The organism is Paenibacillus sp. FSL F4-0100, assembly GCF_037993005.1.
Taxonomy (GTDB): domain Bacteria; phylum Bacillota; class Bacilli; order Paenibacillales; family Paenibacillaceae; genus Paenibacillus_AQ.
This window is the reverse complement of record NZ_CP150303.1, coordinates 3,025,779-3,037,759: the sequence shown is the minus strand read 5'-3', so window position 1 is coordinate 3,037,759 and position 11,981 is coordinate 3,025,779. Positions and strand designations below refer to the sequence as shown.

Here is an 11,981-nt window from a genome sequence, read left to right as displayed (position 1 = left end):
GGTAGGATTGAAGCGTGCTTCACTCTACTGGCTGGCTTTTTTCATGTATAAGGATCAATCCCGATGGGAAGAAGCGATCTCTTCCAGCTCTTTTCTCAGACTCTGGAGCGTTAACGCACGCTCATTGTCATCCTGAGTATCATAGAGCAGCTGCTCCATGAACTCCCAGATATCTTCCAATTTGCGTCTCCCTTGATAAAATGCAAGCGCCTCGACGTTTATCTCATACTGACCATGCATTTCTTTATATATCCTCATAAATTCAGCAAAGTAGGGCTCGTCGGCAAAGGACATCATATCGGCTTCCACCGGTGCCAACTTCAGTCCCTCCCAATCAATCAATTTCAGTTGTTGTCCGTCTGACATCAGATTCCATCCATGTACGTCGGTATGGCATAATGCCATGCGGAGATCACGATTCTTCAGCGCTTCGGACAACTCTTCAACTTTAAGCATTAATTCCTTCAAGCTATCGATATGACGAAGCATCACTTCCCCGAGGTCATACGGCAACTCCCCGTCCAGCGTGCTCTTTAGCTGCCCAAGAAACGGCACCGTGTAGTTTTCCGTCATGGCACTTGTCACAAGCGGAACCTCTTCTCCATAACGATGGAGCTCTGCGATCATCTCCGCTAGCTGCCGTACCTGATCCTCTGTCAGTTCTTGATCGGCAATCGTGTCCCCGACGATATATTCATACAACAGATAGATCCCTTCGTCATCCTCGCATTGATAGCGTCCGTCTTTTGTGAGAATCGGCACAGGTATCTTACCTTGTAAACGACTATGTTCCTCAAGCCACAACAGTACAGGCACGTAATCATCAATCAGCGCAGTCCACTTCGGAGTTGATGCACGGCTTTTCTCATATACTTTCAGGAAATAGGTATGTTTGACATCCCGTACCCTGAATGCCAGTGCAGCCCATCCACCCTGTTGTGGTGAAATTCCGGTATGCTCCAAGCCGTAATAATCCTTCAACATGTTTTGTAAATGGTCCATGGGTCCTCCTATCAACCTTCTTATAAATCTTGGTATTCCCTTTCACTCTATCATAACGATAGTGAAGATAAGATATAAAGTCCATCATTCATGACAAGATGCTGTTTTTCAGGGGCATGTCCCTGAATTGACACCACTGTCGGAAACATGCCGGGCTTAATGTGTACAGGGAACCAAGGCCGATGTTTATCAATGACTATCAACAACCCGTTCTCATCACCCATCGCAGCAAATTGTTTGCCATCGCCTCTCCATAGCGATAAACCGAAGACTTCATGCAGTCGACGGATTTCTTCACGGACATCAACCACCGGAAGACCGATTTCGCTAATCGCTATAATATGCTTCGCATGGAAAGAATCTGCTTGCTCGTGAACCGTCGCATGATGAGCAATGAATTCAATCAAATTGCCGTCAGGATCATAAAAATAACAAGCCGATGCCGGCCAATCCTTAAATTCAAATGGTTGATTGCCATCTTGAGTAATCAGCTCGATCCCGTTATTCTCCAACCACTTCATAGCTTCTGATAATTGGTTAACGGCGATGGAGAAGGCAATATGATAAAAGGCGCGGGAGTCATGATCCTGAACAAATTCGATGGTTGATCGACCGGCTTGGAGCTCCAATCGTTCATCCGCGTCCTTCTTGACTTCAAATTCCAAAAGATCTACATAGAATTTCTTGATCATAGCCAGCTGTTTCGTCCGTACTTCAACTTTCAATATATTCATATGGACCACCCCTTCTTCATTACTGTCTTGCTTGTAGTCTGCGGTTAACTTGACCTCATTGTAGTTTTTAAACAATAATAGATCAATACTATATTTTCTATATAAACAATAGTTTATAACTATATGATACGGAGTGAATCGAATGGAGATCAGACAGCTGCACTATTTTTTGATGCTGTGCAAGGAACTTCATTTTTCCGAAGCGGCACATAAACTGGGTATTTCCCAGCCCACCTTAAGTCAACAAATACGGGTATTGGAGGATGAAGTCGGGGTTCCGTTATTTGATCGCATGGGTAAAAAAACCGTTCAGACGGAAGCTGGAGCGATCCTGGAACACTATGCCCGACAGATGATTCAGCAAATGGAAAATGCAAAGAGAGCAATTGCGGACTTGACCCATTTAAACACAGGCTGTTTACGGGTAGCCGTGCTTCCCTCCGATTTGGATTATCGACTGACTTCATTGCTTGTTGAGTTTCACAAGGAGTTTCCGAATACTCAAGTGCAGATCATTCCTTCCATTGATATCGTGAACCAAGTGCTAAACAATGAAGTCGATATCGGGGTGGGTCTTGCCATTAAGCCTGACAGCCGGTTAAACCGCCTACCTTTTTACACAGAAACCTATAGTCTCTATGTTTATGAACAGCATCGTTTAGCCAGCCGTGAGCTAATAGAGCCTCAAGAACTGGAACGTATTCCATTTGTGATGTATCCGAATGGGTTTTATGGACGCGAACTGATCAACGCATGGTGCAAAGAGCTCGCGATTGAACTCAAAATCCTGATGGAGACCGGTTCGGTAACCTCTCTATTTCAGCTTGTGAGAGAAGGAATCGGTGCGACCATTCAACCAAGTCAACTGATCGACAGCTTTCAGTCCCTCGGTTTAAAGGCAGTTGCCATCGAACACCCTCCTTCCAGGGATTTGGAGATGTACTATCGCAATGACAAATATTTAAGTACAGCAGCTCGTACGTTTATGAAACGGATGGAGAATTCCTTCTAGAATGATTCTAGGCTTATGACAGCATCCAAGAAGAATTGATCCTGTTTTACCTCATATAAAAAAACAAGAATGCATCATCTGCATCCTTGTCTCGCCTGCAACGTCTTATTTTATTCTAATGGCCTGCCTTCTTTATAATAAAGATTCCGCTTAAGAATCACGAAGAAAATATGTACGTTTCGGTACCCGTGTTCCGACAAGATGTCGTGAATGCGGGCTGCGACAGCATCATGAATCTCCTGAGTTCTCTGGAACATGAGGATTTCCACGGATAACGGCGTATTGGTTATGATCTGATAAGGAAGCAGTTCAATCTTTACAATTTCCTGCGGTATTTGAACAATACCGGCGAATTCGGCAACGACCTGTGGTGTGATTTCTTCAAGAAAAACTTCGGTAAATCCTTTAAAGCGTAAATATGGCACTCGTATCCCTTCATTTCGTCAAATTATTGTCTTATAGATGTCCCCAAGTGACTTTTATCTCTCTTCTACTATACAATATTGTTATTGTGAAAGGAATCACTATGATTCAGATGCACATATTCGCAGGTGAATTTCAATTATAGTTATTCTTTCAATTGCCCTTTACGGAGCGCTTCCGTTAGACTTGATAACATCCGATTCATCATACGAGAAATTCATTATGGAGGTGAAGGTCATCATGGGCCGAAATCTATGGGATGCCGAATGGGAAGTAACCGAGCCGTTAGTCCGATTATTACTTAACCGTCAATTTCCCCAATTGTCCACCCTCAAGGTCCAGGAGATTGGCAACGGATGGGACAACACCGTTTATCGCGTTGGCGATGAGTATGTGTTTCGCTTTCCTCGAAGAGGTATTGCCATATCTTTACTCAATACCGAAGCAAAAATCCTGCCCAAGCTTGCAAACTACATAACAGTACCTTATGCGAAACCCCTTTTCTTCGGAAAAGAAAGCGAAGACTATCCTGCACCTTTTCTGGGGTATACCTATCTTCCCGGGAAATTTCCGATTGGAATTTCGGATCAAATGCGGATACAGTCGGCGTCAACGCTCGCCCGGTTCCTGAAGAACCTGCATTCGTTTCCTGTAGAAATAGCACAGCAAGCGGGGGTATTGTCTGACCAGCGTAATTTGACCGATCTGGCTGGCCGGAAAGACAAAATGCTGAATCTTCTCTCCAACCTTACCCACTATATTACGCAGGCGGAGTTGAACGAGATTGCAGTCTATTTGCAGGGCATCCACCTGGATCGGGCCAGGCATCGACATGTTCTAATCCACGGGGATCTCCATTTTAAAAACATGTTGGTCGATGATGCCGGCAAGCTTTCGGGCATTATTGATTGGGGTGACATAAACATTGGCCATCCTGCCTGTGACCTGAGTATCGTATACAGCTTCCTGCCACCGGCCTCCAGAGAGGCTTTCTATAATATCTATGGCGAAGTGGACGAAGAAACTAAGATTCTGGCACGAATGATCGCCGTATACATCCCCATGTTAATATTCATCCAGGCCATCGACGAAAGGGATGAAGCCATTGCATTGGAAGCCAAATCGATTATTCAGCGTGCCATCGCCAAGTAATAGTTCGATGGTTATGGCGGAATCATATTTCATGCAAAAAGAAGCTTGAAACCTCCAAGCTTCTTTTTCTTAGTCTCGTGATTTGCCTGACGCTTTTGTAACGTTATATTTTTAACATTCCCATTAATGGCATAATGGTTTTTATCACATTCATGCCCAGCGTAATGTGAGGCACGATTTGTCCCAAGAAGCCCAATCCGCCTACAGCCGCGACTCCTTCTCCTCGCTCAGCCCCTTCGACTGCCGGAGCGCTTGGAGGACCTCCAAACAAGTTGCTTAAAAATCCGGAAATTTGCGCTTTATCCCCGCTCCGAGCAATCGAAGCCGGCATATTTTTGTTAGCACGAAGTCCAGACAGCGTTACTTCCCGGCCTTGGATCTGATTCAGTTCTCCGATATAGTAGCTGCCGTCCTTCAGAACGACCACGACCGGTTGGCCTACCCAATGCTGCGGAGGGCTCGATTTGGAAGCAGATCTGGACTTCCTTGCGCGTTTCGATGACATATTAGGATCACCTCGCTTCCCTGTTTATCATGATGACATCATATGCAGAGCCGTCTTTCATTCTTGTGCCTTTATAGGAGGATTGATACAAATACGTCAACAACCTAGATTTACCAGCCCAGTCACCATATGAAAATAAGCAGAAATTATTTCCGTCGAATGTGGCTTTTTGCCTCCCTCCGGTGTCTAATTAACTGTAAGGTCAAGAGGAGGTTCTTATCCATGTCAAGAGCTCATGACAATCTCCCTGTTTATCCGGATAACCAGGGAACCAAGCGTACATTTGAAGAGATGTATGATGAATACCGCCTGAGGATTCGCCATTATCTCGCACTGAAAGTGAATCCGATGGCTGCAGATGACTTAACACAACAAGTGTTCTTAAGGGCCATGGAGAACCTCGATAAGTTTAACGGGAACTCCAGTCTGTTCACCTGGATCTTTAAAATCGCCCAGAACACGGTTAAAAATGAATATCGAAGTATATCACGTAAACATGAGATGCCTTATGACTTTACAAGTTATGAATCACAGTCCATCTCCCTTGATTTTGCCAGATATGTAGATATTCGAATCGATATTAGCGCGGCACTTAAGCAGCTGAGTGAGCTTGATCAGCAGATTATATCCTTGCGATTTTTTGTGGATTGTACGCTGTCGGAAATATCCAGGATCGTGGGCATGCGCGAAAGTGCGGTCAAAAATCGATTGTACCGTTCCTTAGAGAAGCTAAAGAAAGAATTAAAAGAATGGGGTGACATCACAATTATGTCAATTCTTGATTTGATATCCTTTGAAAGCAAAAGTGAAGCAAGTCATCGTCAGAGCCAAGTGCATCAGGACCTGTTTCAAGAACTAAAGAACAATGTAGAACAGATTGCAGCGAAATATAATCATCAGCCATCACGTAAAATCGTAATTGAGATCTATCCCGATCTGCCAACATTCCATCAAGCCGTTGGAGAATCGGATGCACCTGACTGGTTCATGGGCACGTTCGATAACAACACGTTAAAAATCGTCTCACCCTTAAACCCGGGTCCCGAGCATACGTATCAATCGATCCTCCGGTCCACTCTGCACTTGTATACCATGTGGTTGATCAGCGACATCAACCCCCTGGCCCCCAAATGGATCCGGCAGGGCATTGGCGGGTACGAAGCGCAGCAAATGTCCGAAGATTTCATTCGAAGCACGACTTCGGCAGCCATCAGCAATCATGCAATTCCAAGTTTCGAGGATCTCAATGATGATTCCTGGGATTTCGGCAAAACGGGATTTCAGTTCTCCTATCTGATGGTTGAGTTCATCATTAAAAAATATGGGTTAGGTCCATTAAATCAAATCATCCGCAACCCGGATGGTTATCACGACATTTTCCATCTTTCCGAAGAAAAGCTTCATGAACAGTGGGCGAAAGCCCTCCAAGATCAGCTCGTTTAGGTCAAAAGAAACCCGGTCCAGGACCGGGTTTTCCACTATCTCCATACGTTTGCCATTCTCGTTATCCCTACTGGCCCAGCACGACATGGGAAATCACCTTTGTCTGCGGGTTATCCAGGTACATATTAGATCCATGCCACATCTGTCTAAGGGGGGGGGGGTTATTAGCAGCCTCACGGCGGCCAACCGTCAAAACATACTTATTCTTATGTTCCACCACTCCTTGGCGGCCTTCGGAAACGTCACCGACCGCATGATACCATGGCTCCCAGCTCTCTAAACCACGATCTTTTCCTACTACTCCCAATCACGTGTCACTTCAGGGACCGTATCCGGACAGCGGATGTCTTAAAACCGGGCATTTTACAGAACGGATCGAGTTCCGGCCGGGTCTCGTGATTGCTTACTTATTCGTTCCCAGTTAAAGGCTTATCCGTTCTTCCTCTTCTCTCATCAGTAGGAAGAGTTGTTCCCGCTAAGGTGAGTTTAAGCACGAGAAACATGCCGTACCCAAGCACACCACCGGCCGTATTCAGGATTAAATCATCCACATCAAAACTTCCCATTGAAAAAAAGAGCTGGGAGCATTCCAGTCCCAGGCTCAACCCCAGGGATGTCGTGAAGGAGCCAATGAATCCGAGGAACTTGTTCCTAAGCATAAGACCGACGAATAGGCCATTGGGCATGAATATGGCGATATTGCCAAAGAGATTGACCACGTCATGCGTACTTGAAAGGTGCTTGATATTCATACGAATGGATTCAAAGGGCGTGAAATTGGCAAATTGCAATCGATTTTGTACATAATCCGGGATCTCGGTGGCTCGATGCAGCTGCTGCCACAGAACTGATATATCTACGGAACCGAACTTGAATAAAATCACCTTGAGTAAGACATAGAGATACAGCGCATATAGTAATACAAGCATCCATTTATACGATAATTTCATTCCTCATCATCCTTGTTTAGCAGTACCGTCACAATGATTCCGTCGATATTGTTTCCAGATATCTCATACTCGCTTCCCGCCGGTATCTCAATCTCCATGTCTTTGGACGTCACGGGTACATACTCTATTTCGTATTCCTTCCCATCTACGGTTGTTCTATAGCTGGATTGTTCCTTCAGGTAATCCAAATATTCCTCCAATGTAAGATTCAGTTCCTTCATGATCATGCTGTGCGGCTGCCCAACATAACGAAAATGCCACGGTTCATACTGAATGCCTGTAATCTCTGTTTTGTCCTCAGGATATCGCAGAATGAATCCGTGCGCCCATGCATGCTCCTTCAGCCACTTCCCTTCGGGCGATCGATCAATCGACTGCTGCGTCGATCCGATATCCATCGAGAGCCCGAGATTATGTTCGCTGTAGCCTGGAGGCAAGGCGTAATCGGAACCTTTTTCACGATAAAGCTGTTCTTGCTCGCCCTCATCCCGATACCCGCTGCTGATCATGAAGCGATTGACTCCGTCTTCTCCGGCGGCTTCAACCATATCACCGAATTTCTCTGCCACACTGCGCGATAACCGGATCGTGTTGTCCAGAACCACATAACCATGCATTAAGTCTTTATTCTCAAACAATGTTACGATATCCTTCGGCACCGCTCCCTGATCAAGCGGATGATCCTTGTTGACCAGGACCAAATTTCCACGTGTCACTTGTTCATCTGTTACACGGATCGTTTGCACAGCTGATGGAGGATTCGATTGCGTGTCGGAACCCGCTTTTGATTCCTGTCCATCTCTACTCTCTACCCTATCATTCACGTTAGGCGTCTCCGTCATTATCGACTCGCATCCGACTAACAGAAATATAACGAGCATGATCAAACTCTTTTTCAACTTCAACAACTCCCTCTAGCTTGGTTTATCCAGATTAATAAATAGAGTTTAAGGAAAAGTAGGGAAAAGTTAAAGTTTTTCTTAAGAGATGCAAGTTGCACTTATCCCTTTTCCCTTTGACAAGGTTGAAGCCTATGGCTTAACTTGGTATTTAGACTAAAAAGAATAAAGAAGGTGCCATTATTCTTGCTCAAATTATTTCGTTATTTACGTCCCCACTGGGCTGCGGCCCTGCTTGCGCCGCTGCTCATGCTGCTGGAAGTCGCCATGGATTTGCTTCAGCCCATTCTCATGGCCAGCATTATTGATCAAGGTGTCATGCAGAACGATACTTCACACATTCTCCATACAGGTCTTATCATGCTGGGTGCGGCTGCCATCGGGCTGCTTGGAGGTCTCGGATGTACGATCTATTCTTCCGTTGCCTCGCAGCGTTTCGGTGCCGACCTGCGCCGGGATTTATTCCGCAAGGTTCAAACTCTCTCGTTCCGTAATCTGGACGACATCTCGACCGGTTCACTTATCACCCGGCTGACGGGCGACATCGTTCAGCTTCAGACCATGGTCCAGATGCTGCTGCGCATCTTCGTTCGGTCTCCGTTTCTCGCGATTGGAAGCATTATTATGGCGGTGATCATTAGCCCCAAGCTTGCCATCATTCTGGCCATTGCCGTTCCATTGTTGTTCGTTGTGATGTTCTTCCTGATCCGCGCCACCCTCCCCTTATTCGCCACCGTTCAGAAGAAACTCGATAAGGTGAATACGGTCCTGAAGGAGAATTTCGCTGGCATCCGGGTATCCAAAGCATTCGTGCGAGCCGGGTATGAGAAGGATCGATTCCATCAAGCGAATACCGACTTCACGCAAGTTTCGGTTAAAACACAACGGATCGTTGCGCTCAATATGCCCATCCTCACCATGATACTGAACATCAGTATCGTGGTTGTCCTATGGCTTGGCGGGAAGAACGCGATCGATGGCTCTTTCGAGGTGGGAAGCCTGGTAGCCTTTATCAACTATGTGACGCAGGTGCTATTCTCCGTATCCTCCGTCGCGATGATGCTGGTCCGAATCTCTACAGCCAAGGTTTCCGCTGATCGTATCCAGGAAGTCATGCATACAGAATCCGAGATTGTAAACGTTGCTCAGCCGACGATGAATGTATACAAGCAGGGAGAAATCGTATTTGACCAGGTGACTTTTTCCTATAAACCGGAAATACAGAAGCCCGTTTTACATAATATCAGTTTCAAGGTTCAGCCAGGGCAGACCGTCGCAATTATGGGAGCAACCGGTTCGGGAAAAACCTCGCTGGTATCCCTGCTCCCCCGCCTGTATGATGTAACATCCGGGCGGATATTCATCGATGGGACCGATGTGCGACAGATCGACTTATCGGCGTTACGCGAACGCATTGGCATCGTCCTTCAAGAATCCATCCTCTTCACAGGCACGATCCGGGACAATATCCGCTACGGGAAAGCGGATGCTTCCGATGAAGAAGTGATGGCAGCAGCTAAGGCTGCGCAGGCGCATGAATTCATTTCGTCCATGCCGGAAGGGTACGATACCGTGCTTGGACAAAGAGGCGTGAACCTCTCCGGCGGCCAGAAGCAGCGGATCTCCATTGCACGGGCATTATTGCTTCGCCCCGCCATTCTTATTCTTGACGACAGCACAAGCGCCATCGATATGGGGACGGAGTCCAGGCTTCAGAAAGAGTTAGCCCAGTTGATGAACGGTCGTACCTGCCTCATGATTGCCCAGCGGATCTCTTCCGTGATCGATGCCGATCTTATACTGGTGCTGGATGATGGAAAATTGGTAGCGGAGGGTACGCACAGCGAGCTGCTTGCTTCCTGTGAGTTATACCAGGATATTTATCAATCGCAATTCGGCAAGGAGGTGTCTTCCCATGGTTAAAGCGGATCAGGAAACCAAGCAAGGCCATGCGGACGCTCCGGACTTTAGCATGCGCGGCGGCAGCCCCATGCGTGGAATGACGATGGCCAAGGCGAAGCCCAAAAATACGATGGCAACGCTTCGCCGGATCTGGGGTTACATTCGTCCATTTAAGGGCGGTATGATCGCTGTTTTCTTATTCACGCTCATCGCGACGATTCTGTCCCTGGTGGCTCCTTTCCTGCTGGGAAATGCGGTGGATCATTACATCATTCCAGGAGATTTCGAGGGACTCATGGGGTTGTGTGCGGTGCTTCTTGCCGTTTACGCGGGTACCGCGCTCACGGCATGGCTACAACAGCATGTCATGGTTAAGGTCTCCCAGCTGTCTATTCAGGCCATGCGGAGGGATATTTTTGCAAGACTTCAAATTCTTCCGCTGCGATTCTTCGACAGCAAGACGCACGGCGAATTGATGAGCCGCACGACCAACGATATCGAGAACGTCTCCGGGACATTGAATCAGAGCGTAACCCAGCTAATCTCAAGCGTGCTGTCCCTGGTTGGATCGCTCGCCATCATGCTGTACCTGAACGTATGGCTGACGCTGCTCAGCATGGTGACCATTCCGCTTGTTATGCTGTTCACGAAGACGGTAGCAAGCCGGACAAGGAAGCATTTCTCCAAGCAGCAGAGCACGCTGGGGGAGCTTAATGGCTTTATCGAGGAAACCGTCTCGGGTCAGAAGGTTGTACAGGTATATCGCCGGGAGCGGCATGCCGCTGCGCAGTTCGATGTCATGAACAAGAAGCTGACCGATGCCAGTATTCAAGCTCAGATCTATTCGGGTACCGTCGGTCCGGTTATGAACGTGCTGAATAACGTCAGCTTTGCTTTAATTGCGGCGGTTGGCGGGTATATGGCATTCAAGGATTATACTACCGTGGGTATTGTCGTTGCATTTCTAAACTACTCGAAGCAGTTTCAACGGCCGCTGAACGATCTAGCGAATCAATTCAACCTGGTGCAATCTGCTGTGGCGGGTGCTGAACGGGTCTTTGAGATTATTGATACCGAGTCCGAGTACCAAGACAACCAAGACGATAATACAACGGATGACATGTATGGCGAGGTACAATTTGACCGTGTCTGTTTCAGTTATAAGGAGGGCGTCCCGATTCTAAAGGATGTATCACTCACCGCTCGGCCGGGCGAGACCATTGCGCTCGTCGGTCCGACAGGTGCCGGCAAAACCACCATCATCAATCTGCTCACCCGTTTCTATGAGATCGATTCTGGCGTGATCACCATTGATGAGGTCGACATCCGTCAGTTGGATAAGGACAATCTTCGGAGCAAGCTGGGAATCGTGCTGCAGGATGCCTATGTATTCTCGGCATCGATTCGGGAGAACATCCGCTACGGCCGGCTTGATGCCTCGGACGAAGAGATCGAAACTGCCGCCAAGCTTGCCAATGCGCATGACTTCATCATGAAGCTGCCCGAAGGCTATGATACGCAGCTTCTCTCGGGCGGAGGCAACCTGAGCCAGGGCCAGCGGCAGCTCTTGACGATCGCGCGTGCGGTGCTTGCCGATCCGGTCATACTGATTCTGGACGAGGCTACCAGCAGCATCGATACGCGGACGGAGATGCATATTCAAACCGCCATGCGCACCCTGATGCAGGGCCGAACGAGCTTTGTCATCGCTCATCGTCTAAGCACGATCCGCGAGGCTGACCAGATTCTCGTCATGAATCAAGGCGGTATCGCGGAGCGTGGCACACACGAAGAACTGCTGGCCAAACACGGCTTTTATTACGAGTTATACAACAGCCAGTTTAAGTTAACCAGTTAAGATGGCCTTCGACATTTTTCTTACTGGCCGCTGACAACAAACAAGAGAGCGGGTTCCATGGAACCCGCTCTCTTGTTTTTCTGCTATAAGGATAAATGATC

General features: G+C 47.3%; 12 protein-coding genes. 5 read left to right on the top strand and 7 right to left on the bottom strand.

Annotation, left to right across the window (positions count from 1 at the left end; all coding sequences use genetic code 11):
* Positions 1-54 precede the first annotated feature (54 nt).
* Positions 55-1,002 carry an aminoglycoside phosphotransferase family protein gene (locus MHH48_RS13625; RefSeq protein ID WP_076321274.1) on the bottom strand — a complete coding sequence of 316 codons (948 nt, stop codon included), beginning with the start codon at positions 1,000-1,002 and terminating at the stop codon, positions 55-57.
* Between the two features lie 50 nt (positions 1,003-1,052).
* Positions 1,053-1,736: a VOC family protein gene (locus MHH48_RS13620; RefSeq protein WP_076321273.1), complete on the bottom strand. Its 684-nt coding sequence runs from the start codon at positions 1,734-1,736 to the stop codon at positions 1,053-1,055.
* 142 nt (positions 1,737-1,878) lie between these two features.
* Here MHH48_RS13620 and MHH48_RS13615 point away from each other — a divergent pair, with 142 nt between their 5' ends.
* Positions 1,879-2,748 (top strand): LysR substrate-binding domain-containing protein, encoded by an 870-nt coding sequence (locus tag MHH48_RS13615; protein ID WP_076321272.1) that lies wholly within the window; start codon positions 1,879-1,881, stop codon positions 2,746-2,748.
* Positions 2,749-2,858: 110 nt separating this feature from the next.
* Here the strand turns inward: MHH48_RS13615 and MHH48_RS13610 are convergent, their stop codons facing one another.
* Entirely contained in the window at positions 2,859-3,173 is a 315-nt protein-coding gene (locus tag MHH48_RS13610) for a DUF1904 family protein (RefSeq protein WP_076321271.1), read from the bottom strand.
* Between the two features lie 238 nt (positions 3,174-3,411).
* On the opposite strand from MHH48_RS13610, the gene MHH48_RS13605 reads away from it, so the two are divergent.
* A complete protein-coding gene (locus tag MHH48_RS13605) occupies positions 3,412-4,323 on the top strand; it encodes an aminoglycoside phosphotransferase family protein (RefSeq protein WP_076321270.1) in 912 nt (303 codons plus the stop codon).
* A 103-nt stretch (positions 4,324-4,426) separates the two neighbouring features.
* On the opposite strand, the gene MHH48_RS13600 is transcribed toward MHH48_RS13605, so the two are convergent.
* The gene (locus MHH48_RS13600) at positions 4,427-4,828 is read right to left on the bottom strand and encodes a hypothetical protein (RefSeq protein ID WP_076321269.1); all 402 of its coding nucleotides are present in this window, start codon (positions 4,826-4,828) and stop codon (positions 4,427-4,429) included.
* Positions 4,829-5,050: 222 nt separating this feature from the next.
* On the opposite strand from MHH48_RS13600, the gene MHH48_RS13595 reads away from it, so the two are divergent.
* Positions 5,051-6,271 carry a sigma-70 family RNA polymerase sigma factor gene (locus MHH48_RS13595; RefSeq protein WP_076321268.1) on the top strand — a complete coding sequence of 407 codons (1,221 nt, stop codon included), beginning with the start codon at positions 5,051-5,053 and terminating at the stop codon, positions 6,269-6,271.
* Between the two features lie 67 nt (positions 6,272-6,338).
* Here the strand turns inward: MHH48_RS13595 and MHH48_RS13590 are convergent, their stop codons facing one another.
* The 3 genes from MHH48_RS13590 to MHH48_RS13580 all read right to left on the bottom strand — a co-directional run bounded on the left by MHH48_RS13590 (position 6,339) and on the right by MHH48_RS13580 (position 8,120).
* Positions 6,339-6,578, bottom strand: coding sequence for a hypothetical protein (locus tag MHH48_RS13590; RefSeq protein WP_076321267.1), 240 nt, complete (start codon positions 6,576-6,578; stop codon positions 6,339-6,341).
* A gap of 100 nt (positions 6,579-6,678) precedes the next feature.
* Positions 6,679-7,221 (bottom strand): VanZ family protein, encoded by a 543-nt coding sequence (locus MHH48_RS13585; RefSeq protein WP_076321266.1) that lies wholly within the window; start codon positions 7,219-7,221, stop codon positions 6,679-6,681.
* Complete coding sequence (locus tag MHH48_RS13580) at positions 7,218-8,120, bottom strand: M15 family metallopeptidase (RefSeq protein ID WP_076321265.1); 903 nt, start codon at positions 8,118-8,120, stop codon at positions 7,218-7,220. Before MHH48_RS13580 ends, MHH48_RS13585 begins: the two co-directional genes overlap by 4 nt.
* Positions 8,121-8,306: 186 nt before the next feature.
* Between MHH48_RS13580 and MHH48_RS13575 the strand changes: the two genes are divergently transcribed.
* Both MHH48_RS13575 and MHH48_RS13570 read left to right on the top strand, forming a co-directional pair.
* A complete protein-coding gene (locus MHH48_RS13575; protein WP_076321264.1) occupies positions 8,307-10,043 on the top strand; it encodes an ABC transporter ATP-binding protein in 1,737 nt (578 codons plus the stop codon).
* Positions 10,036-11,880, top strand: a complete 1,845-nt coding sequence (locus tag MHH48_RS13570) for an ABC transporter ATP-binding protein (RefSeq protein WP_076321263.1) — start codon at positions 10,036-10,038, stop codon at positions 11,878-11,880. Before MHH48_RS13575 ends, MHH48_RS13570 begins: the two co-directional genes overlap by 8 nt.
* The last annotated feature ends 101 nt before the right edge of the window (positions 11,881-11,981 follow it).